19 protein-coding genes are annotated in these 24,322 nt (G+C 43.5%); 6 read left to right on the top strand and 13 right to left on the bottom strand.

Features of this window, described 5'->3' with window-relative positions:
- Window positions 1–15 precede the first annotated feature (15 nt).
- The 10 genes from VER99_RS19960 to VER99_RS19915 all read right to left on the bottom strand — a co-directional run bounded on the left by VER99_RS19960 (window position 16) and on the right by VER99_RS19915 (window position 11,335).
- Window positions 16–888: an alpha/beta hydrolase gene (locus tag VER99_RS19960; protein WP_031779246.1), complete on the bottom strand. Its 873-nt coding sequence runs from the start codon at window positions 886–888 to the stop codon at window positions 16–18.
- Between the two features lie 163 nt (window positions 889–1,051).
- On the bottom strand, window positions 1,052–1,630 hold the full coding sequence (locus VER99_RS19955; RefSeq protein ID WP_020335408.1) for a hypothetical protein: 579 nt from the start codon (window positions 1,628–1,630) through the stop codon (window positions 1,052–1,054).
- An 11-nt stretch (window positions 1,631–1,641) separates the two neighbouring features.
- A complete protein-coding gene (locus VER99_RS19950; protein ID WP_020335409.1) occupies window positions 1,642–2,979 on the bottom strand; it encodes a transglycosylase SLT domain-containing protein in 1,338 nt (445 codons plus the stop codon).
- Between the two features lie 23 nt (window positions 2,980–3,002).
- A complete protein-coding gene (locus tag VER99_RS19945) occupies window positions 3,003–3,767 on the bottom strand; it encodes a hypothetical protein (RefSeq protein WP_020335410.1) in 765 nt (254 codons plus the stop codon).
- The gene (locus VER99_RS19940) at window positions 3,757–5,055 is read right to left on the bottom strand and encodes a hypothetical protein (RefSeq protein WP_020335411.1); all 1,299 of its coding nucleotides are present in this window, start codon (window positions 5,053–5,055) and stop codon (window positions 3,757–3,759) included. Before VER99_RS19940 ends, VER99_RS19945 begins: the two co-directional genes overlap by 11 nt.
- 18 nt (window positions 5,056–5,073) lie before the next feature.
- Window positions 5,074–6,471: a hypothetical protein gene (locus tag VER99_RS19935; RefSeq protein ID WP_020335413.1), complete on the bottom strand. Its 1,398-nt coding sequence runs from the start codon at window positions 6,469–6,471 to the stop codon at window positions 5,074–5,076.
- Window positions 6,453–7,631, bottom strand: a complete 1,179-nt coding sequence (locus VER99_RS19930; protein ID WP_020335415.1) for a hypothetical protein — start codon at window positions 7,629–7,631, stop codon at window positions 6,453–6,455. Before VER99_RS19930 ends, VER99_RS19935 begins: the two co-directional genes overlap by 19 nt.
- Window positions 7,631–8,347 carry a hypothetical protein gene (locus VER99_RS19925; protein ID WP_020335416.1) on the bottom strand — a complete coding sequence of 239 codons (717 nt, stop codon included), beginning with the start codon at window positions 8,345–8,347 and terminating at the stop codon, window positions 7,631–7,633. Before VER99_RS19925 ends, VER99_RS19930 begins: the two co-directional genes overlap by 1 nt.
- A gap of 28 nt (window positions 8,348–8,375) precedes the next feature.
- A complete protein-coding gene (locus VER99_RS19920) occupies window positions 8,376–9,275 on the bottom strand; it encodes a hypothetical protein (protein ID WP_020335417.1) in 900 nt (299 codons plus the stop codon).
- A gap of 422 nt (window positions 9,276–9,697) precedes the next feature.
- Window positions 9,698–11,335: a BCCT family transporter gene (locus VER99_RS19915; RefSeq protein ID WP_014234857.1), complete on the bottom strand. Its 1,638-nt coding sequence runs from the start codon at window positions 11,333–11,335 to the stop codon at window positions 9,698–9,700.
- A gap of 529 nt (window positions 11,336–11,864) precedes the next feature.
- Here VER99_RS19915 and VER99_RS19910 point away from each other — a divergent pair.
- The 4 genes from VER99_RS19910 to VER99_RS19895 all read left to right on the top strand — a co-directional run bounded on the left by VER99_RS19910 (window position 11,865) and on the right by VER99_RS19895 (window position 16,490).
- Entirely contained in the window at window positions 11,865–12,977 is a 1,113-nt protein-coding gene (locus tag VER99_RS19910) for a response regulator (protein WP_020335418.1), read from the top strand.
- A 36-nt stretch (window positions 12,978–13,013) separates the two neighbouring features.
- The gene (locus VER99_RS19905; RefSeq protein WP_020335419.1) at window positions 13,014–15,443 is read left to right on the top strand and encodes an ATP-binding protein; all 2,430 of its coding nucleotides are present in this window, start codon (window positions 13,014–13,016) and stop codon (window positions 15,441–15,443) included.
- Window positions 15,444–15,599: 156 nt separating this feature from the next.
- Window positions 15,600–16,085: an acyl-CoA thioesterase gene (locus VER99_RS19900; RefSeq protein WP_014234860.1), complete on the top strand. Its 486-nt coding sequence runs from the start codon at window positions 15,600–15,602 to the stop codon at window positions 16,083–16,085.
- Window positions 16,086–16,244: 159 nt separating this feature from the next.
- Window positions 16,245–16,490: a hypothetical protein gene (locus VER99_RS19895; protein ID WP_031779247.1), complete on the top strand. Its 246-nt coding sequence runs from the start codon at window positions 16,245–16,247 to the stop codon at window positions 16,488–16,490.
- A gap of 438 nt (window positions 16,491–16,928) precedes the next feature.
- Here the strand turns inward: VER99_RS19895 and malG are convergent, their stop codons facing one another.
- The 3 genes from malG to malE all read right to left on the bottom strand — a co-directional run bounded on the left by malG (window position 16,929) and on the right by malE (window position 20,664).
- Complete coding sequence (gene malG / locus VER99_RS19890; RefSeq protein WP_014234862.1) at window positions 16,929–17,819, bottom strand: maltose ABC transporter permease MalG; 891 nt, start codon at window positions 17,817–17,819, stop codon at window positions 16,929–16,931.
- Between the two features lie 12 nt (window positions 17,820–17,831).
- Window positions 17,832–19,406 carry a maltose ABC transporter permease MalF gene (gene malF / locus VER99_RS19885; RefSeq protein WP_020335420.1) on the bottom strand — a complete coding sequence of 525 codons (1,575 nt, stop codon included), beginning with the start codon at window positions 19,404–19,406 and terminating at the stop codon, window positions 17,832–17,834.
- A gap of 79 nt (window positions 19,407–19,485) precedes the next feature.
- On the bottom strand, window positions 19,486–20,664 hold the full coding sequence (gene malE / locus VER99_RS19880; RefSeq protein WP_014234864.1) for a maltose/maltodextrin ABC transporter substrate-binding protein MalE: 1,179 nt from the start codon (window positions 20,662–20,664) through the stop codon (window positions 19,486–19,488).
- Window positions 20,665–21,334: 670 nt separating this feature from the next.
- On the opposite strand from malE, the gene malK reads away from it, so the two are divergent.
- Both malK and VER99_RS19870 read left to right on the top strand, forming a co-directional pair.
- Window positions 21,335–22,453, top strand: coding sequence for a maltose/maltodextrin ABC transporter ATP-binding protein MalK (gene malK, locus VER99_RS19875; protein ID WP_014234865.1), 1,119 nt, complete (start codon window positions 21,335–21,337; stop codon window positions 22,451–22,453).
- Between the two features lie 461 nt (window positions 22,454–22,914).
- The gene (locus VER99_RS19870; RefSeq protein WP_020335422.1) at window positions 22,915–24,315 is read left to right on the top strand and encodes an undecaprenyl-phosphate glucose phosphotransferase; all 1,401 of its coding nucleotides are present in this window, start codon (window positions 22,915–22,917) and stop codon (window positions 24,313–24,315) included.
- Window positions 24,316–24,322 lie beyond the last annotated feature (7 nt).

Here is a 24,322-nt window from a genome sequence, read left to right as displayed (position 1 = left end):
GTGAGTAATATCACTTCAATTGTGATGTTCACATACATTTTCCATTGGTTTGAGATCGGGCCAATCCCCAAGCTGACAAACTAGTTTTTCACGCCAAACTAGATCATCCCATATATTAATATGTCCTGGCTGTTCCGATATCCACAGTTCCTTAGGCCAGTTAGCTAGTTCATATAATTCCTTCGCGTGTTCAATATTAATGAGCGGATCTCGTTCACTATGAACGATTAGTAGTGGGACATCTTCTATCTGACCAACGAATAATGATGGCGAATAGTCAGTACGTACAAACCAACTAAGAGGGTATTGGAACAGCCAGGTAATCCAAGACTTACCTAGCGTTTCTTGCATTATCTTTCGGTGCGAGCTAAACGCACTATCCACGATTAGTCCTTGAGGTTTATCTGTTGTAGAAAGCTCTGCTACCATATTAATTGCAACTGTAGCTCCAAGACTCTGCCCCCAGACAATAATTGGTAAATTATCTTCACGCTCAGATAAAATTGATTGATAGCCAGCCAAAGCATCTTTTTGTATCGAAGATATATCTGGCTCGCCTTCAGACAATCCATATCCTCGGTAATCAATAATTACGACTTCCCACCCTTCATTAATAAGCCAGTAGGAGTTAGCGATATGATAACTTAGGTTTTGAGCATTACCGTGTAGAAAAAATATGGTTCCAACCTTGCTTTTACCACCATCAGGAAGCCGCCATCCATGCAGTTTGAGACCGTCTTCTGTCGTGAAGTAAACATCTTGTTTGCTGAAGTTAAAGTGTTCCGGTGACCCAACAAGATTTTTGGTCGGCCAAAAAAATAGACTTTCACAGCCGAAAAGAAAAAAAAGAGCAAGGAGACCAACAGTTGCTTTTTTATATCGCTCCATTTTGAGCACCTCTGACATGATGTACTCAAAGTTTAGAACAATTTATGTACCCTTTTTATTTAGTAAATATCCCCTTCCAAAGCCCAGTAAGTGTTTAAAAGCAATCGCGTATATAAATTCAAAGCGAGCCCCACGCTCGCTTTCTTAATAGGCCACAAACAACTTACAGCGCTTCTGCCTGCTCTTCTAATTGTTTCGTGGTCTTTTGGCTAACAAACTCTTTATAAAGAGACGCCTTATCGGTTGGATCGATAGATGACACTGTTAACGCACTATTAAACAGTTTTTCTGATTCCACTTCTGGCATGACAACCAAAGCACATACCTGCTTCGCACCGTCAATTTCAACCAGTGAGATCTGCTCTACTTCACTATGATGGATTGAAGTATTCGAGACCTGTTTCGCGATCTGTTCAAAAGAAGTGCCCGCAGATTGTCCGTCTACAGAGCTGCTGATCTTTTGATAGCTTTTCTCCAGCACACTCACTTTGATATCTAAGTTTTGTGCGAGTGTATTACGTGCTAAAGAAACCGCGTGATTACGGTCGATAGAAAAATTACCTGATGACTGCACACAGTTTGACGCCGCAAAACCATTTGCCGAAGCCGGATTTAGAACCCAGCTAGGTACATTGTTTGCTGTGCTCGTTTCAATTTTTGCTGTTTCTACTTGCGCACTTTGACTTGCACACCCCGATAAAACCAAAGCACCGATTGCCGCGGTAAGAATATGATGTTTCATCCCCATTCCTTTTAAATGACTGAGTTTGACTGCGCTTGATAAGTTTGCATTCTATCGTTCACCTTCTTAAGGTAATTGCGCGTCTCTTGGTAAGGTAAGTTTTTGATTAGTTGCTGATATACTTCATCAGAACTCATGCTATTAATCTTTTTTATTGCTCGGGATACACGTCGCTCTCCAAACGCTTTAGCAACGTTGCCAGAACCTGTGTTGTAAGCTGCAATAATGCTGTACGTTGCGCTTTTAGGGTCTTTGATCCCTTTCAAGTATCGGCTTTGTAAAATCTTCAGATAGGCACTGCCCGTTTCAATATTGACCGCTGGATCATAGAGATCATTTTCACGCATTGGCTTGTCTTTACCACGATAAAGCTTGTTTACATCATGCCCAGCTGTAGTTGGGACAATTTGCATCAACCCATACGCTGGTACGTGAGATTTCGCCTTTGGATTAAAGTGAGATTCTTCATGCATGATCGCAAGCACTAAAGCCGGTGCTAACTGACGTTTTTCCGCCTCTTCCTTTATTGCAGGTAAATATTTGTTTGCTCGGTCAGAGAGAGATGACTTCGGGATTTTCACTGTATAAGCCACCACTTTGCGCGGTGCCTTTTTCAGTTTTTGCTCCTGCTGAATAAGCACTTGTTTCATCTTTACGATGCGTTTTTCTTTTTGCTTATTCATCTCATTTTTTTGCTCAGACACAAGTTGTTCAGCCTTTTGTTCACTTAAAACTGAAGAACCTTGAGCGACAAACATGTCTAACTGACTCATTTGGCGCTCTGTCTGTTCTTCAATTTCTTGCTTCACTTGGTCGAATGTTTTTTCCTGAACTTTCACCTCTTCAACAATAACCGTTGTCGGCTTTGCTTCAGCAGGCTGCGGTACACCAACCTCTCCCCATAGTTGGGCATTGTTCTTGATCACAGCATTAACAACGTCGGCGTCTTGAGTCTTCCCTGTTTTGTCTTGAGTCTTCCCTGTTTTGTCTTCAGTTTCATCCTTTGGCAGGTAACTTACTGTGACTTCGCCTTTCTCCAAATCGACAACCGTCCGCGCATCGTGTTTCTTGTCGTAAACGACAATAACTTCTGGTGAGGAGATTTTATTGTCACTCCATTTTTCAATGGATGCTTTTTGTTTGCTGTCCCAGTCTGCTAAATACGCTTGTTGCCACTGGTTGAATTCTTTGATGTGCGCTGCGTACCATTGCTCAAACTCGGCCGTGTCGTCAACAGTAAGCTGCTCTATCTCTTGGTCGAGTTCCGCGAACGGGTCGTTGGCGTGACTTGGCATCGTGACAGTTAGGTTCAATAGTATTGTCAGTGCGCAATATTTTAGTTTCATCATTCTTGCTACCGTCATCTTTCTCATCAAAAGTAAGAGGAGAGATCCCCTGCGCTTTCCGCTTGTTGCTCAAATAGAGTTTCTTCGATATCCAGCACTAAACGCTCACATTGCTTACTGCTGCAAGACCTCGCCAGCAACTGGCTCTCTTCAAGATTACCTTGGTCATACTTCCATTGAGCAAGCCAGATTTTTACTTCATTTCGCGTAATAAGATGCTTATCTACATACTGTTGATAGTAGCTATCCGCCTTATCGGTGTCTGACTGAGCCAGCAGCAAGCTAACGATCCCTGCCGCGTCCATAGCGACGCTGGAGTCCTTCATTAACAACGGCAGAATGGGCTTTATTTTCGCAAATTGCTCGGTCTGGTAATACGCAATGGCGTAGTTCAGCGCAGTCGTTTGAAGGTTGGTTTTATACCCAGTATCATTAATAACCGCAGAGCATGAAGCCTGATCTTTCTCCAGCGATGAGAACTGTATACTGGTTAACTCATAGGTCAGGTTCGCAAACGGCCAAGTATCAAGCCGTTCGCTAATCCATTCTCCTTGAACCAGCTTGTCTTCATATTGCTTTCTCAAACTCAGCCCTAAGCCTTTACGACAGAGCGATTTCATTTGCTTGGTTGTCAGTGCGTGCTCTCGTGACACCACAACCGAAATTTCAGCATCACGATCACTTACGAGATAATCTGTGCCATTAAATGACCAGGTTTGTGGTTCTGAAGCAAAGGCTGGCAGGCATATACAGCCCGCCAGCATTAACGCGTATCTGTGGTTACAGATCATTCGCATTACTCACTTGGCCTGATGGGCCTTGAGTATTGTTGCCACCATCAGTCAAACCACCTGTCGTAGAGATCTTATGGTTTGTGCCTACTGTCTGGCCTTCTCGCACACGCTGTTTGTTTTCTGCTGCCGCTTGTTTTGCTGCCGCTTCCAAAGAAGGTGCGTAAACCGCTACCGCTAGCATCCAGTCGCCATCATGGCTCTTAAAGGTTTTCACAGAAACGCCTGCAGGCACTTTACCCGAAGCAAACGACTTGTATGAATCCGCACTCTTCATGTTGTTTAGGAAAGTGTGCTTGTTTTCTGCCAACACTTTCGCATCTGCTGGATTGATGCTATCTGGTTCGTATTCGAACTGTTCATTTTTCTCTAGCTGATTCTCTGTGAAGCCACCTTCCCAGAAAACTTGTTCACCTTGCATTACGGCGATCAAACCATTACGTGCTTTAGCCTGTGCCTGAGATTTAGACATATTAAGCAACTTGCGTTTTACGGCATTGTTCTTGTTATCGCGAATAATTGAAGAGCCAAAACCCAGAACAAAAGACTCTCCCGTTTCTGCATTGGTAATGACTTTCGCGCCAACTGGAGGTAAAACACCGGATTGGAGCTCTGCAATAATCTGTTTGAAGATGATGTTTGGCTCAGTAGTTTGCGTGATAGCACCAACTTTACGTTTGGTTTGTTCACGAGTTTTTGGTGTAGAAATTAAGCTAACGCGAACCAGGTTCTCACTTGGGTCATCAAAGACATCAAAAGTTACGTAACCAGCCAGCGCACCCTTTACTGACTCAGCACAGTTATCACTCATCATACTTGTTGTATTCGCAGCGCTTTCTGTTGCGGTATCAATAATATCCATGGTTTCGTTGATGGCAGTCGCACACATATTGCTCATGCCTTCCATGTTTTCAACCAGTTGCTTTTTAGCAATTTGGAACGCTTTCATGTACGCCGCGCGTTTAGAAAGTAGCGTTGCATTACGGTTTTCGTACGTTTCGTAGCTGCCAGAGCCTGTAGACAGAATACCAATGCCAGAGCCAACAGCGATCATTTTGACGCCATCGCCTTCTTCTTCAATCAAGCTTTGGTGAGCAACAAGCACTGCTGCTTTAGGGTCAGCCGCAACGACTACGTCTCCAACCTCTTTGACACTATCAGTATTCACAGCCTGTGTTTCAGCAGTATTCGTTGCAGGGACGAGATCATTAAGATCAAAATCTGCACTTGCGTGTGCAGTACTAAAGGCACTCGCAAGTACCAATGAAAGGAGTGATTTTTTAAACATAATAATCCTTTAAATGTCCTAAAGTACGTTAATTTGATAATCGTTTAAGACACGTAATTTTGACGGGTAATTGGGCTGATGGATGCGCAAGGTTGGTTCGATATACTGCGCGAGATCATTGGCGTTATTGAGAGAGCGAAGCTTGACGACAACTCTGCCAGAGCGGCTTTCAATCTTGATATCCGACACGCCGTTAATGGCGCTGATAAGCGTGAAAAGTTGCCCTTGTTTTCCTGCCGCCGCTGGCGTGAAGATAAGTTCTCGAACCGGACCACCACGCATCGCCATTTTTTGAACAGCACCGTGCAAAGCCTGTGTTAAAGCAGTTTTGTTTTTCTCAACAGCCAGGTGAACAGAAGCGAGCTCATTGAGCATGCCTTCTTTGTTTGGCAGGGTCATCAAGGTTGGGTCGTTATGCCACTCCCCGTATAAATTCCCACTCCGATCCTGCATTTGCGCTGACAACGCCAACTGTAAACCAGAAGGTGTCACTTTCTTGGTCTCATTCACTTTGAGGATGACCGTTGCCAACTCGGGCGCAGATGAAAGGTCAAATCCCATATTTGCCAATGAGGTAGAAAAAGTAGAGCGTACTACGGGAAGGTTAGCATCTACGTAAACAGCTGGCTGGCCTAAGCTCTTAATCAGTTGAGCAATTTTCGCTTGCACTTTCTGACGCTCAACAGAGACATCTAAAGTGATAGTGAATACACCATTAGGCTTCGTCTGACTGGAGATTTCACTCCATCCAGTAATCATGCCTTGTGACTGCATCGAAAGCGACTGCACCGCTACATCGTGGAGGTCGAAGTCATCACTTGTTGAGTTCGCCGACATGCGGGAGTAAGACTGCTGCAAATAGCCGGACTTAACCATGACTCCAAGTACCTGACTAATAGCCCTGCGAAACGCATCTTGCTCCGCTACTTCACGTGCGCTTAAACCGCGAGCTTTGCTTGCAATGCCTTCTCCGACAACCACCACAGAAACCGTTGGCTCAGAATCCCAAGAGATGTCATCTTCGTTCAAAGATGGATCTTTCTTCGGAGGGGTTACACGTGCGGTAACACAAGTATCGTCCCCCAATAGCTCTGGCTGGCTGAAATCAGCACTAATCAAACCTTGATCAATACCCTCAACCAACATGTCGCGCGTAGCCTGATTAAATTGATCGTTTAGCAATTCGGTATCATCTGTTGACAACGACATGCTAACTTGACCGTTCAGGAAAAAACGCAGATTGTTAAGTGCATCCGCTTTGGCCGCTTCAATAGCCAGCGAGCCACGACCATAGGCGCAACCTTGCTCAATCAGAGCCAGTGCCGACTGGCTCTTATCAAGTTCTAGAGCGTTAACTTGAGTAGCGGAAAACAAACCACCTAAGACTAGAGCAGTTCTTAGCCTTCTTGTGCCCATGTACTGCGTTCCTTCATGAATTCCATTGGGACGCCGACACTAACCGCAAAAATTCGACGCTGACGATCCGGACGATAGATACCATTTTCAGCCTCATCACGTACTTGATCAGCGAGGTCGCTGTCTTTCCAACGCACAATTTTTCCCTGTGCGCTTTGTTGGCTTGGGTTGACTGTCGCAACACCAATCGGCTCTACGAACCCTGCGCTGTACTCAAAGACCACCATGGTTTCATTCGGTAAAACACCCGCATTTTGGCCACGGTCAAGTGAGATTCGATCGCCTTTGATACCCTGAACCTGAGCGGTTGCTGGCATTTCTTTCAATAGACGGGTCAGCATGATATCGAATCCACGAGATGCCATTTCATTCATGACAGAGTCAACATCTTTACTGCTGGTGTAGTTAAAGCCGCGGTAGTAGTCCCCGTTGGCAATAACGGTGGTAAAACTCTTCTTGTCACGCACATCAAAGTTCGAAACACGAATTTTACCGATGTTTGGGTAGCTCAGTTTTTCACGCGTATACGGGTCGATAACGCCTGTCGTCATTTCCATTGAGGTTTGGAACAGAGATTGCGTCGAGCCAAACAGCATGTCACCGGTTTTAAGTACATCCACTTTCATGATGTAATCGGTAGAAAGCTTTTCACGACTACTCATCTTTTGCGCAACATTGGCCGCCCCCTCATCCGCTAGAATTTCTTCTAACGCCGCGTTTACTGACTTGGTATCACGGGTAAGGATGCGAAAACGGTTTACACCTGCAAACTGAGTTTCGAGGGTATTTTCAAGTGCTTTGGTTTCAAACTGGCCAATGCTGCTGTGCATAGAGTTAAATACATCCGCAGACTTTCCTTGCAAGCTTTCACTCACATCCGTTTTCACATCACCGAAGTAAAGGCGAATGGTCTTTTTGGCTAGAGGACAACGAGTATCCTTTTCGTTGGCTTCATAAGAACAAAACTGAAGCCCTTGGGTATTAAAGTACGCTGGCACTTCAATATCGCTGTCTTCAAAATCAAAAGCGGATTTACCAATAATGAGTGACGAGTTGCCAGCGTTGCTTTCTACTGCGTAAGTCTGCTGACTGGGTGTACTATTACACCCAGCAAGCACAAGACCAGCAGCGACCAACGTTGCGATCTTTGAATATTTCATTATGACTTCACTTGCTCCGCGACAACGTTGTCCAAGTTCTCTAGTTGATCGATTGTATTTTGATCCAGAGAAATCATTTCGTTAGCGTCGTAAGCCAGTACTGAACGCGCTTTTAGTTCGTTGTATGCTTCCACCACTGGTACAACTTCTTTCTCAGCGTTTTCATCTTCAGATGAGCTTGACGCAAAAGACAATGCGTTCTTTAGGCTTGCTAGAGCTGTTTCTTGACCAAGAACGGTAGCATTTTGAGATGCAATGTAAGCGATCTTACCTGTCTCAATCGCAATATCTTTAGCTAGTTCAACGTTTTTATCAAAGATTGAGTCTGATGCTGATTTGTAAGCTTCAACCTGCGGACGGATCTTTTTGTTCGCAGGTTTGCCTTCATCAAACGCATTCATTGCAACTAGCAAGTCTTCATCAGATTTGTCTGCATTAATTGCTAGGAAACCTGCAACATCAGCGTGTTTATCTGCAAGCGTACGGTAGTCTTGGAAAACAGAACATTGGCGCTCTTGAATTGACACCATGATTTTTGACACTTGATCCACTGCAACAGAGACTGGGGTATAGTCAGAACCTAACTCAGCACACGTTTTTGTTAGTTGAGTGCTCATTTCGTTACGGTCTACGGTTGCTGATTCCATACCTGGAATTGAAGAACATCCTGCAAGTACAGAAACGAATAGAGTAGCCACTGCTGTTTTCTTAAACATTTTTTATCCTTTAATCGTGTTAATTCATTCAATCAAAAATTGAATAGATAGACTCACTTGTTAGTTTTTTAATTAGTTTTTGCCTAGCGTCATTCGTTGCTGCTGCCAAGCTTTTTGGTGACTCACCTAATTCAGTCACCAATTTTTGAGCAACCATCACTCCGGGTGCTGCTGCATCAAAGATTTTTAGCTGTACGTTTTGTCGTACAACAAAATTGCTACCAACTCTGCCATTTCGAGCGGAAGTCTTTATGAAAATTGAAATTGCGCCGTGAGGACTAGAAATGGCGTTGTTCGAAAGTAAACTCAGTAATTGGCCAGCAAATGCGTCTGATGAAGAGCGGAATGAGATCGAAAATTGGTGCGCAGAGCGTTCTAATTGTTGCTGAACACGGTAATGCCGTGAGCTTAAGTCCTTCGCATCTTTCGAACTAAGAGAGCTCAAAAGCTTCATATCTATGTTACTTTTCGCAACGATATCGTTTGCCTGTGAATATCTTTTGAAATCAACCCAACGATTACCCAAATTCTCTAGCTTTAGTTCAGCTAGTTCAAAGCTATTGTTTAACTCGCGGGTGAGTTTTTCCGACCAGGCCAGGCGATCAATTTTAAAACGGTATTCACACAGGTTGTTCTGGCACTCAGAGGTAACCAGTTCGAGGTTTGAAATTTCTATTGGAAGTGAACGAAGTGAAGATTCTTGCTCAAATGAACTCGAAACTTGGTTGTCGATTTTGGTGAACAGACTCTTTTCACGAACTTCTATTTTGCTATAAATATTCAGTGCTAATTGTTTTTTTGCATCAATTACAGCCTTATCTATCGTTTCTCCTGTTCCAAAAACATAGATAAAACGATCTGAAGACTGTGCGTTAGCACAGCCAACCCCAACTAAGAGGCTAAAAACAATAAGAAAACAGCGGAACAAACTCTAAGCCTAATTCGTTAACTTGATAATGAGCTCAGCAAGATATGAAACCGCTCCTTTTTATTCAAGTGAACAACATTCAAACAATAAGTCACTATTTTTGAATTATTATTCAAATAAACAATAAATGTGACATCAGTTCCATTAATTCCATATATGACAGAAACCTTACACAGAAAGGTGATTATTTTAACTCATGACTCAATGATGAGACTTCCTCTAAGTTACTAATATTCATAACAATGAATTAGTAACACATTTATTAATAATGCAAAAATTCAATATGTGTGACTTAGATCAACATTAAGTGATTGAAAAACAGACAGAAGTAATTTGATGATGGCCTGATTAAATGGCCTCTTAGTAACGAAAAGGGGCGTACCCTAACGGATACGCCCCTTGCTTAATGGATGAATGTGCCCTTACTTTTGGGCTCTTGGCTCATTCATTAATCCTAATATCAGAGAGAATGTGGCGATTAATAACACGATTGTAAATGGAAAACCTGTCGTCACAGCCATCGCTTGCGCAGCGGCTAGTCCTCCTCCCAACAATAATGCAATCGCCACTAAGCCTTCAAACGTACACCAAAATACGCGCTGTGGTGTCGGTGCATCGACTTTACCACCAGCTGCAATAGTGTCGATAACCAACGAACCCGAGTCCGATGATGTAATGAAGAACACCACAACCAGAATGATACCAACAAAAGAAGTAATGCTTGATAAAGGCATAACTTCCAACATCTCAAACAACTTCAACGGAAGTTCGGCATCTTTAACGGCTTCATAACCATCATTTACAAACTGGCTAATTGCTGTTCCACCAAAGGCCGTCATCCAGAAAACACAGACTGTTGAAGGGACAATGAGTACGCAGAAAATAAATTCACGAACGGTACGTCCGCGCGATACACGTGCGATAAACATACCAACAAATGGCGACCATGAAATCCACCAAGCCCAGTAGAATGAAGTCCAACCTTGAGAGTAGTTAACGTCTTCGCGATTGAATGGCATCGACAATGCTGGGAAGTTTTCCATATACGACAAAATGTTGTCGAAAAAGCCAGTCAAAATAAACAAGGTTGGCCCGACAATAACAATAAAGAACAGCAATAATGCAGCCAATACCATGTTAATCTCGGAAAGGCGTTTAACACCACCGTCCAATCCCGCAAGTACGGATATCAACGCAAATGCGGTGATGACAATAATCAGGACAATTTGTGTCGTGTCTGTTAGCGGTACACCAAACAGAAAATTCAAACCAGTTGCTGCTTGAGAAGCACCATAACCCAACGAAGTTGCAAGACCAAATACTGTCGCTACTACCGCCAGAATATCAATAATGTGCCCTGGCCACCCCCAAATACGTTCACCGAAAACCGGGTAAAAAACCGAACGCATCGTCAGTGGTAGACCTTTGTTATACGAGAATATGGCGAGACCCAATGCCAGCAAAGCGTAAATGGCCCATGGATGCAAAGCCCAGTGATAAATCGTTGCGGCCATACCCAATGACTGAGCCGCTTCGATATCACCTAAAGCGCCGCCGAGAGGTGCCCAATCTGTCCGAACTCCATTTTCTAGCACAGGTCCTGCGAGCGAAGAACTGAAGTGAGACATTGGCTCCGATACGCCAAAAAATACCAGCCCGATACCCATACCAGCGGCAAACAGCATTGCCAGCCAGCCAGCGTAACTATAGTCAGGCAAAGCCTCCGTCCCCCCTATCCTAACTTTACCCAGTGGAGAGATGGCCAATCCAATACAAACTAAAACAAATATGTTACCGGAAAGGATGAAAAACCAATCAAGGCTGGAGGTTAGCCAGGATCGCATATGGACAAAAATCGGCTCTACTTGTTCCCTGAAAATTAACGTAGCGAATACGAATATCACAATTGCTAACCCAGAGACCGCAAACACTCGGTTATGAATATCTAAACCAAAAGGTCCAACGGATAACACAACGTTGTCCTGACCGACTTGATAATCGGTATCTATAGGGTTGGCTTTTCCGCTGTGTTTAGGAATACCACCATTATCTTTACTCATTGAATGTTCCTTTATCTTTACACAACCTAAATAGGTGAAAGGTATGGATCAATTAACAACTACTTATTAGCCATAAGTATAAGTCTTAATAAATGAAAACATCTCGAATGCGTTCAAAACCAACTGAAAAAGTCGAAAATAAACGGCATTTGTTAGACACCTAAATGCAAGCACGCAAAACAAAAATGTGACGTATTTCAGTGACAAAGTGCTTTAAGTAACGTGTCTAAACGAGAGTATAAAAGTTATCTTTTATACATTTCAAATATGACTATTTATGAAGTCGATAACCTATACGCAAATGGTCTTCAGCCGCAGCATTGGACGCCGAATTCATATCAGAAAAATCAATAAAATTTGGAATGGAGATCACTATAAGTTGAAGGCCATCACTATATGTAACAACGACTTGTGATACTTTAGATTCAACTAATATAAATAATAATAGTGCAAAATCATTAAGTGATTATTGACACAAATATTAAGCACTAAATCGCAATTTTCCGTATTGCTGCCAAAAGGAGAAAGGATGTTCGATTTTTCTTCATCCAAGCCGACTGTATTGGTTATCGACGATATCCCCGAGAACCTTACGCTGATGTACCAATTACTTAAAGATGATTACAAAGTAAAGGGGGCGAATAGCGGAGAGCGTGGACTCATGCTTGCAGAAACCGCTAACCCCGATTTGATCTTGCTCGACATCATGATGCCGGAAATAGACGGTTATCAGGTATGTGAGAAACTAAAATCAAACCCAACAACCAGTGATATCCCCATCATATTCCTCACAGCGAAAGCTGAAAGAGTCGATGAACAAAAAGGGCTAAAATTGGGTGCCGTTGACTACATAACCAAACCAATTAACCCAGAGATCGTGAAAGCACGCGTTAGCACTCATGTGACGCTCAAAATGGCTTCTGATACCTTAAAAGGTAAGAATCAAATACTTGAGCAAGAGGTTGAAAGACGAACCAACGAAGCTTTGCGCCAAAAAGAACAGCTTCACGCAATTCAAGATGTTGCCTTTTATGCCATGGTATCGTTGGCTGAAACCCGCGATAACGAAACGGGTAACCACATCAAACGGACCCAAGCCTACATAAAACGGTTAGCCGAACAATTGCGAAAAAGCACGCGTTATGTATCAGAACTAAACGATGAGTTTATTGATTTATTATATAAATCAGCCCCACTTCACGACATCGGAAAAATAGGTATTCCAGACACTATCTTGTTGAAAGAAGGGCCGCTAACACACGATGAGTTTCAGGTGATGAAAACTCACACCACCATCGGTTATGAAGCGATTAAAAACGCAGAGAAAGTAAGCGATCAGCCAATGAAATTTTTGACTGTCGCAAAAGAGATCGCCTACTCCCATCATGAGCGCTGGGATGGTAAAGGATACCCATTAGGTCTTGTTGGAGAGCAAATTCCGTTGTCAGCCAGACTCATGGCGATAGCCGACGTCTATGATGCGCTGATCAGCAAGCGAGTTTATAAGCCAGCTTTTACTCATTCAGATGCAGTAAACATCATTTTGTCAGGCAAAGGCACTCAATTTGACCCTACTATCATCGATGCCTTCGCTGAAATTACAGATGAACTCGATGCTATTGCTCAAGAATATACTAACTAGATAAGACAAGTACTTATAGCCGTTTCTGGGACAAGCATGAAAGAAAAGAAAATCACCACGCAATCGTGGGTGTGGCGTTCAATGGTCAAAACAGGGATCATTCCACTTATTCTGGTGGAATCGGTTCTTATTGCAGTTTACTTGATAAGTAACCATTTTATCAGTACCGACAACATGGAATACATTTACACACAAGTAAATGAAGAGTTGAAGATTTCATCGGACAGAGAAGCGGCAATCATTCGAGAAAAACTGCTCTCAATAGAAAGTTTAACAGCCGTATACCGAAACGAGACAGAACGTGTTTTATCAGAAGAACACACCATTGACCGCTCTGAAAAAGATAATCTTGCCGTTAGCAAAGATGGCGTCTTGTATTCTAAACAAGATTTAGGGGGCTCCGCCTCTTTCTACTCTGGCCTTACCGCGGAGAAAGATTGGGAGAAGGTGTATAAACTTGCTCACCTTGATCCTCTTATGAAACAAATCGAAAATAACAGCGATTTAGTTGCGTCGATTTATTTTAATTCCTGGGATTCTTACAACCGAATCTACCCGTGGTTTTATACCGTCGAGCAGTATCCTGCTAAAATGGATATCCCTCAGTACAATTTTTACTACCTGGCAAACGCTGAAAACAACCCTGACCAGAAGACAATTTGGACAGATGTTTACATTGATCCTGCGGGCCACGGCTGGATGGCATCGGCTATCGCGCCGGTCTACAACCAAGGTTTTCTCGAGGGTGTTGTCGGGCTTGATATCAAAGTCAGTGACATTATAGAGAGCATTCAAAATCTTGCCATTCCTTGGGGCGGCTACGCTGTTTTAGCGAGTAGTAACGGTACAATTATGGCTTTGCCACCACAAGGCGAACACGATTTTGGCTTGAAAGAACTCACTGAGCACAGCTACCAGCAAGCAATCACCAAAGAGATTTTTAAGCCTGACGCGTTTAATCTGTATAAACGTGATGACACCGCTGACTTGAGCATGCGTTTACTCAAGAACACCAATGGGCTTATGCAGCTCAAACTGAATGGTGAAAATAAACTGCTATCGTGGTCGACCATACCAGAAACTCAGTGGCGCTTACTGATGATTGTTGGTGAAAAAGAAATGTACGCGACTTCTCGTGCGCTAGAACAAAAATACCAAAACATTGGTTACATTCTGATCTTCGGTTTAGTGGCATTCTACACCTTGTTCTTTATCCTCATCTGGCGTTCGTCCAAGAAGATGAGTGAATTTATTGCTAAGCCATTAACTCAGATCCAGAGTATGGTCAATCGAGTCGGGCAGGGTGATTTTAACTTAGCTCATGAAGGCTTCCGTTTAAAAGAGCTCAACGAAACAGCAAACGCGATCATCAACATGGGTGGCAAGTTGGATAGGCTCACCTCCGAACTGACTGAGGCAAAATTATCGGCTGAACAAGCTAACCTAGCCAAGAGCCAGTTTATTTCAAATGTCAGCCATGAAATCCGCACGCCGATGAATTCAATTCTCGGGTTATCTCACATATTGTTAAATTCAGACCTCACGTCTGAGCAGAAAAATAACCTGTTGAAAATCGATAAGTCAGGCAAGCATTTGCTGACACTCATTAACGACATTCTGGACCTTTCTAAACTTGAAGCAAATAAAGTTGATATTGAAAAGATCCCATTCGATATCCGAGCGACAATTCAGGATGTGCACGACCTTTTTGAACACAAATCCAGAAAAAACGATGTTCATCTTATGACTAAAGTTGATCAGTCCATTCCTCAGGTCGTTGGCGATCAACTTCGTATTAAGCAAATCCTCCTGAACTATGTGAGTAACGCCATCAAGTTCACTAAAGGCGGAGATGTAACCATCGCAGTCAGTGTCGTGCAAAGAAGTGAAAACCATATTCACTTGCTATTTAGTGTCATGGACACGGGGATTGGTTTATCTGAACACGACCAGGCCTCGGTGTTTGACAGCTACCAGCAGGCAGACGCCTCTACGACCAGAAAATACGGAGGTACCGGCCTCGGACTTACTATCTCTAAGCACATGGCAGAGTTAATGGGCGGACATGTTGGTGTTGACAGTGAGCTAGATAAAGGGAGCAATTTCTGGTTTACCATTAAACTCGCTATCGATCATTCTGGTATCTCGATAATGCCTAAGCACAAAGAAATCCCCGAATCAGTTATCGTTGATACCAGTGAACCTGAGCTAGAGTGTGATATCAAGTCCGTCGAGGAGTTTGAGTCTAAAGTGAACCACCTGACAGCGTTGCTAGAAGAGTGCGATTTGGAGTCTGAATTTTATTATTCCAAGCATCAGTCCTGTTTTGAAAAGCTTAACCCAGAACTGAACTACGCTCTGTCTGAAGCAGTATCAAGTTATCATTTTGACGATGCTCTGGAGCTAATGGTTCAAATCAAAGTCGAGTTAAGTCAATTCAAAGAGACCATGGTTCCAAGCGAATAAAGATGTTTACCAAACACTAAAAGCGGGCACTGCGATCAAACTCGGGGCCTGCTTTTTATGTGAAATGGTAGGCTCTTGACTTGGCGTCTAAAACTAGTGGTGTCGATCATTTTTTCAAGGTATGGTTGTAACAACAAATTCACAAAGGAATAACAGATGAGCAGTGGTCAAAGAGATATTACCCTTCGCTTTTTAGCAGAACCTGGCGACGTAAATTTTGGTGGTAAAGTCCACGGCGGCGCAGTAATGAAATGGATAGACTTAGCTGCTTATGCCTGCTCTGCCGCCTGGAGTGGCAAATACTGTATTACCGCTTACGCGGGTGGGATTCGATTTGTTGCTCCGATTCATGTGGGTAACCTAGTTGAAGTCAGCGCAAAGGTGATTTACACCGGTCGCACCTCGATGCACATCGCCATTGATGTACAGGCGAGCGATCCCAAAGAAATGAAAAACCGCCTAACCACTCACTGTATTGTGATCATGGTTGCGGTAGACGAAGACGGCAAGCCAACAGATATTCCTAAGTGGGTTCCTGAATCCGATGAGGACAAAGCATTAGAGCGCTCCGCCATTGCGCTGATGAACATGCGTAAAGAAATCGGCGAAGAGATGGAAGCTCACGTTAAATACCTCAAGTAACCACCTATAACGAGCATTTAAAACCTCAGCCCCAATTGTTGTGTGAAGCAATGTCATGCTTCTGCCTTTTGTTTCACACACTCTCCTGCCTTGTCATAAATCTTTCACCTTGATTTGCTTAAATCCCTGCACTAATTTGGAAATCAATGAGTGTGGATCTTGGGAACTGTAAAAACCACCTTAAGTGAAGAAACGCTGACCAATTTAAAGGCGGTCGAATATCAATGGGTAAGAACCATGTATGTCGAAGGTTACAACGAGACTGAAATTAACCATTATATTCAAACGTGCTTTGGTGGAGACGTAACCTTTGCCAACCTTTTTCGTCGTGTCGCACTGCAGCAAGAGAGCTTATATACCTTGCTCCAGTATGTAGGATGTGCGCCTTCCAGCCGTGAGTTTTGACGGCTAACCCGTCTAGCTCCCCCTCTCCCCCTGCGCTTTTGCGCGATATTTTTTTATGTGAAGTGCTACGCAGGCCATTTCCAAGACTCTATGTAATCCATTACAAAGCCGATAGTCTTGGCCTGCATCATCAACATCTATTTACTCATTATTGGCAATAAACATAATCACCCTATTCTACGATTGTTTAAATACATTAAGTTCTGATTTTACAGGCATAAAAAAACCCGAGTCTGAACTCAGGTTATGGTTACAAAAACTGTTAGTGATTGTGTCGTAAGGAACTAAGCTAACAGCCAGCTATGCGTAACGCCAATAAAAGCAAGATATTACTGATCGGCGGCCAAACCAAAAGTGTAATATCAGTGCTAAGTATAAGGGCGACCTATTGGTCGCCCTTTTCTAGTTATTCTTGTCAATCTCAAAGACCAGTTGAGATTATCCCTTCACACCACCGGCGGTCAGGCCACCAACCAACCAGCGTTGAGCAAGTAAGAATACTGCAGTGATTGGCACTGCTGATAGTACTGCAGCAGCTGCGAAATCGCCCCACAAGTAGTTTTGTGGGTATAGGTATTGCTGCATACCTACTGCTAATGTGTAAGAGTTTACATCAGAAAGTAGGAGTGACGCTACAGGAACTTCACCGATTACCATGATGAACGACAGGATAAATACTACAGCCAGAATTGGCACTGACAGTGGAAGCAATACCAAACGGAATGCTTGCCATGGTGTCGCCCCATCCAGTGCTGCCGCTTCTTCCAGAGATGAATCGATACTTTCAAAGTAACCTTTAATCGTCCAAACGTGCAGGGCGATACCACCCAAGTAAGCGAAGATCAAACCGCCGTGAGTATTCAAACCAAGGAACGGAATGTACTGACCAAGCTTGTCGAACAGAGCATAAAGGGCAACCAGAGCCAGCACTGCAGGGAACATTTGGAAGATCATCATCGCTTTTAGGATAGTGTTCTTACCTTTAAACTTCATACGAGCAAACGCGTAAGCAGACGTTGTCGATAGCGCTACAATCAGAACCGCTGAGATACCACCTACTTTTACCGAGTTCCATAGCCATGTCATTACCGGGAATGGAGGTGGTGTAACAGTACCATCTGCGTTGGTCACAGAGAAACCTAGAGCCAGTTTCCAGTGATCCAATGTTGGGTTATCAGGAATCAGACTACCCGTTGCAAAGTTACCTTCACGGAATGAGATCGCGATGATCATCAGCAAAGGGAAAATGATCAGTGCCAAGAACGCCCACATTGCAATATGAGTAGCCCAAACACGATACTTTAATGACTTACCTTGTACCATTGCCATTATAATGTCTCCTTAATCTTGAGCTACTTTAGTTACACGTAGGTTTAGTAGAGCCAACGCGCCAACCAACAGGAAGATAAGTGTTGCTACCGCACTTGCCAGACCGAAGTCTTGACCACCAGCACCTTCGAATGCGATACGGTACGTGTAGCTAACCAATAGGTCTGTGTAACCTGCAGGCTCTGAAGTACCAATCATGTTTGGACCACCACCTGTTAACAACTGGATAAGCACGAAGTTGTTGAAGTTAAACGCAAAGCTTGCAATCAACAGCGGTGTCAGCGGTTTAAGCATCATTGGCAACGTAATGCGCGTAAAGTTAGACACGAAGTTCGCACCATCGATAGCAGAAGCCTCATAAAGGTCATCAGGAATCGCTTTAAGCAGACCCATACATAGAATCATCATGTAAGGGAAACCAAGCCAAGTGTTTACAATCAAGATCATGCTTTTCGCCATGAATGGGTCAGAGAACCAAGCAGGGCTAATACCAAACAGACCTTCAAGTAGCATGTTGATCTCACCAAAGCTTTGGTTAAACAAACCTTTAAAGATCAGGATAGAAATAAACGCTGGAACCGCATAAGGCAGAATAAGTAGAAGTCGGTAAACAGAGCGGCCTTTTAGCTCTTCCCACTGAACCACACTCGCCAGAACCAAACCGATGATTAGAGTAAATAGTACGGTTAGTGCAGAGAAAACAATCGTCCAGATAAAGATGCTAATAAATGGTTCTTTGATACCGTCATCTTTCCAAACTCGTTCAAAGTTATGGCTACCAATGCCAACCACGAAACCCGGTGATACGGTACTGCCGACAAACTGACCATTTTCATCAATCGGCTGGTAGTAACCCGTTTCCATGTTTGGCAGTAGGGTTTCTTGCGTACGGTTGTTAAATAGTGCCTCACCATCCTCTTGTAGCGTGTACAAAGGTACAACCGCTGCGAACTTACGCAGACCGCTCATACGGATGTCATCACCGCTTGGCAGATGAAGGTCAACACTGCTTAGTGCGTCGCGATTACTCACGATGGTTTTGATTTGCTCTTTCTCACCAGTCGCTTCTTGGATTGGCGCAAGATCTAAATCCGTTGCAGAGAAACCTTGTAGTTGGAAAGTCGGCGTAGCCAGTAACTCGCCATCTTTATCAATGACAATTTGATGGCCCTGTTCAGTTTTGTATAACGTGAACGGATAGCTATCACCACTTTGATAAGTCCTGTCCAAAAGTACAGTTTGGGCTCGCTCGAAAGAGAGCTGGTTTTTCGCGCTGTAGTTAGTAAATGCCAGACCTACGGTATATGCCAATGGGAAAAGAATGAACAAAATCATCCCTGCAATACCAGGATAAATATAACGGTGAGCGTAAGTCTTTTTACTACCAAAAATGTACAGTGCTAAAGCAGTAAGAATAATCGTAAGAAGTGCAAACGCAATCTCACCGCGCGAATACATAAGAATTGTTGCGTAACCATTAAGAATGCCGACTGTGCCTAAAAGCGCCCATTTAATAAACACTTTTTTGCTGCTCGGAAGGTTGGCTGCTGGTGCTGTCATAGCTTTTGTACCTTGAACTGACTGCATAGGGAACCTGCTAGCGAATATAGAATAAGTATAGAAAAGTAAGGAGGAGTTACCCCCTCCTTAAAAAGGTATTACAGAATTATTTAGTCATTTGTTTTTCTGCATCAGCAAGCGCTGCATCTACAGTTTGACGACCGTCAACAACGTTGATGATTGCGTTCTTAGCCGCACCCCAGAATGCATTCATTTGAGGGATGTTTGGCATGATTTCGCCGTTCATTGCGTTATCCATTGTTGCCGCGATTCGTGCATCAGAATCTAGCTCACGTTGGAATGAGTTAAGTGCTACCGCGCCCAATGGCTTGTCATCATTAACTTTACGCAGACCGTCGTTAGTTAGCAGGTAGTTTTCTAGGAATTCTACCGCTAGGTCTTTGTTTGGTGACGCAGTGCTGATACCTGCTGTTAGAACACCAACGAATGGCTTAGAAGACTGACCTTGGAATTTAGGTAGTGTAGTCACACCGTAGTTGATGCCAGACTTCTCAATGTTGCCCCAAGACCACGGACCGTTGATAGTCATCGCAGTTTCACCTTGGTTAAACGCAGACTCAGATACTGAGTAATCCATATCTGCAGAAATTACGCCTTTGTCTACAAGACCTTTAACGAAAGACATAGAATCTTTCACACCTTGCTTAGCGATACCCGCGTCTTTAACGTCGTAGCCTTCAGAAGTGTATTTGAACGCGTAACCGCCATCAGCAGCCATTAATGGCCAAGTGAAGTACGGTTCTTTTAGGTTCCACATGATTGCAGATTTGCCGTCTTTCTTAAGTTTCGCGTCAAGCTCTGCAACTTCTTCCCAGCTCTTAGGTGGGTTAGGGACAAGATCTTTGTTGTAGATTAGAGATAGAGACTCAACCGCTACAGGGTAGCCGATAAGTTTGCCGTCGTAACGCACTGCATCCCATGCGAAATCAACGATGCCTTCCTGAATTTCTTTAGAAGGTTTGATTTCTGCCAAAAGACCAGCTTCTGCGTAACCACCAAAACGGTCGTGAGCCCAGAATACGATATCAGGACCGTCACCAGTCGCTGCTGTTTGTGGGAATCTATCTTGAAGGCCATCAGGGTGCGCCACTGTTACTTTAATACCAGTGTCTTCTTCAAACTTCTTACCAACTTCAGCAAGGCCGTTGTAACCTTTGTCGCCATTGATCCAGATAGTTAGTTGTCCTTCTTCGATGGCAGCATGAGCACCAAATGACCCCAAAGCAACAAGAGTACCTAGTGCTACAGCGCTTAACTTTTTCATGTTCGTATCCTTTGTTATATTTTTGATGTAGGGCTAGTCCATTGAGGTTCAGCCGTATTTCGACATATATCATCTGAAATAATCCAGTATGTCTCATCCTCCTAATCCCTACGCCCTATCAATTATGGCGTATTTTCGTGATCTATATCGTCAAGCATAGGAGACCCAAATCACAAAAAGGGCTTTTGTCGTGATCCACTTCAACTTTAGGTGGTGTGATAATGTGATTTCCGCCCAACTCCTTCATTACTCCTCCTTTTTTACTCCTCCCCGTCTACTCCCCCCACAATTATTTCGATTAGGAGGATGTGACAAAAGGAACAATCTTAGAAACTGCACCCATCCAAGAGTGGATGGTAAGAACCCTTTCCCAGCTATACCTATTAGTTAGGTGAAAATAGGCTGGTTTTGCATTGCCATACGAGTGGAATGTCATTGATTGGTGTTGTTTGTGGTTATTTTTTCACGGGGGAGACAACGCTATTAATGTGGGGGAGAGAAACTCGTACTTGGCTGTGACGGGTAGCACTTCTTAGGACAATTTATTGAAGTGCTACCCTACTTTTCTTATCAACCACCTTTACTTACCGATTCCTACTGTTACTGCTCGCTAGATAATTCATATAATGATGAGTGGTGAAAAATAAAAATTTGATCGAGGACGAGCTACATGGCGAGTGTCACGTTAAAAAATGTTTGTAAAGCGTATGGCGACGTATTGATTTCTAAAAACGTAGATCTGGAAATTAACGAAGGTGAATTCGTTGTTTTCGTAGGTCCATCAGGTTGTGGTAAATCTACCCTTCTACGTTGTATTGCCGGTCTAGAAGACATTACTTCAGGTGATTTATATATTGGTGACGAGCGCATGAATGACGTTGAACCATCCAAACGTGGTGTTGGTATGGTATTCCAGTCTTATGCTCTATACCCACACTTAAACCTTTATGACAACATGTCATTCGGTCTTAAGCTGGCTAAAGCAGACAAAGCTGAGATTGACAAACGTGTTGAGCACGCAGCAGAAATCCTACAGCTAGGTCACCTGCTTGAACGTCAACCTAAAGCACTTTCAGGCGGTCAACGCCAACGTGTAGCGATTGGTCGAACTCTGGTTTCACAGCCAAACGTATTCCTGTTGGATGAGCCTCTGTCTAACCTTGACGCGGCACTGCGTGTAAACATGCGTTCTCAAATCACTAAACTACAGCGCCAGTTGGGTTGTACGATGATTTACGTAACGCACGACCAGGTAGAAGCGATGACAATGGCAGATAAGATCGTCGTTTTGGATGGTGGTTATGTTTCTCAGGTTGGTAAGCCACTAGAGCTATACCATTACCCACAAAACCGCTTCGTTGCAGGCTTTATCGGTTCTCCAAAAATGAACTTCATGAGTGTATTTATTGAAGAAGCCGAAGCAGAACGCGTAAAAGTTCAGCTATCTAACGGCGTATCATTCTGGATTCCTGTTGACGGCACAACCGTTAACCGCGGTGACCGTATGTCTTTGGGTATTCGTCCAGAGCACTTACTATCCGCTTCTGAAGCAGATGCAAGCATTCACGGTGAAGTGATGATTGTGGAGAAACTAGGTAACGAAACTCAGGTATACCTGAACCTTGAAGGTGCAGATGCTGACGTTATTTTCCGTCAACCAGATACGCTAGCTGTCGACCTTGGCGATAAATTGGAAATAGGCATCCCGGCACACCGTTGTCACCTATTCCACAGCGATGGTCGCGCATGTCGTCGCCTATTTAAAGAGAATGGCGTAGACGTCGAATAATTAGTTCACCTCTAATTGCTAAAAATCCCTCTCCTCACTTGAGAGGGATTTTTATATCCGGCCAATAAAGCAAAAATATTCATCAAAGCCACTCATAGCAATAAGTCTAATTAAAAATAACCACAACTAATCCATTATTTTTCTGCTCAAAAGCTAGTTCATTAGGCCACTAGCTATATAAACCTTAGTCTAAATTTTCAGTCTACTTTCATCATACTTTTACTCATCCCTTGCTTCTAAGTACCAGCTTTATCCTAAATAAGAAGCTGAGCACCAAGTTTAAATTTCATTCTTAATTCCACTTACCTTTACGCAACGAATTTTTAAACTTAATACCGAATTTAAGTGTTTTCGCAGTACAAAAGTTCGTTGAAAAATCTGTTCACTAATTAAAACGTTTACGGCACAACCACTGGACAATAACTCCATTGGCGGTAGCTTGTCAGAAGGGAATCTAGGTAATGAAATACAAAGGACTTATTCGTTCTCATGAAGCAGAGTTCGCTTTTTTATATCGCATCGCCGATCTTACCGTCATTGTCTTCTTTATGCTGTTTCTGGTATTCAGAGGAACGCATACCACAATGGACAAGGACTACGTCATACTCTCATTTGTCGCTGGTATCTCATTTTTGTTGATGGCTGAGAGCGGCAACCTTTATCGCTCGTGGCGTACCAGCTCCTTTAAAGCACAAGCACTCATCACCTGTATGTCGTGGCTGATAACCGTCGCATTGCTGTTTGCGGTTATTTATTTTTCTGAAGTGTATCCATTGTTTGATCGCAGCATTTTAGGATTTTGGGTGATCATTACACCGCTTTTGCTTTTAACGTGGAGACTGGCCTTCCGCACGGGCTTAGCGTATTTGCGAACAATGGGTTTAAACACTCGTACAGCCATCATTATCGGCCAAACCCCACACGGTATTACCCTAGCGAACGAAATACAATCTCATACCGAGCACGGTGTCTTGTTTGATGGTTTCTACGACGAACGTTCCATAGACAGACTCCCTCACTCCCAATACCCAATAAAAGGCCCTGTTGACCAAGCACTAGAACGCGCTAAAAAGGGCGACGTTGATTATGTTTATATCGCGATGCCAATGCATGCGAATGAGCGTATCGCATCGCTTCTTAATCAGTTCTCTGACACCACCGCGAACACATACCTCATACCAGATTTCTTTACCTATAACTTGTTGCATTCTCGCTGGGATCAAATCGGACAGGTTCAGACTCTCAGCGTTTTCGACACGCCTTTCGCTGGTGTTTCATCCTGGATAAAACGTCTTGAAGATATCATTTTCTCAAGTCTGATCTTGCTCTTAATCTCGCCAATACTCATTGCGATAGCTATCGGCATCAAAGCAACGTCCAAAGGACCAGTCATCTTTAAGCAGCACCGCTATGGTTTGGATGGTCGCAAAATTGCCGTTTGGAAATTCCGTTCCATGACCACCATGGATCAAGGTAGCCACATTAAACAGGCAACAAAAAACGACCCTCGAATTACCCCGTTTGGTGGGTTTCTACGCCGCACATCACTCGACGAGTTGCCGCAGTTTTTTAACGTATTGCAAGGCACCATGTCCATCGTAGGACCGCGTCCTCACGCCGTTGCCCACAACGAAGAGTATCGTCAAATTGTCGACCGTTACATGCTGCGACATAAAGTAAAACCCGGCATTACTGGCTGGGCTCAAATTAACGGTTACCGAGGCGAAACCGATACTCTCGATAAAATGGAAAAACGCGTCGAGTTTGATTTGGAATACATCCACCAATGGTCGGTATGGATGGATATAAAAATCATATTCCTGACCGTATTTAAAGGATTCACCGGCGCTAACGCTTACTAAGGTAGAG

Origin of the sequence: Vibrio natriegens NBRC 15636 = ATCC 14048 = DSM 759, assembly GCF_035621455.1 — a bacterium.
In the GTDB taxonomy this organism is placed as follows: Bacteria; Pseudomonadota; Gammaproteobacteria; order Enterobacterales; family Vibrionaceae; genus Vibrio; species Vibrio natriegens.
This window is presented reverse-complemented; position numbering and strand designations above follow the sequence as displayed.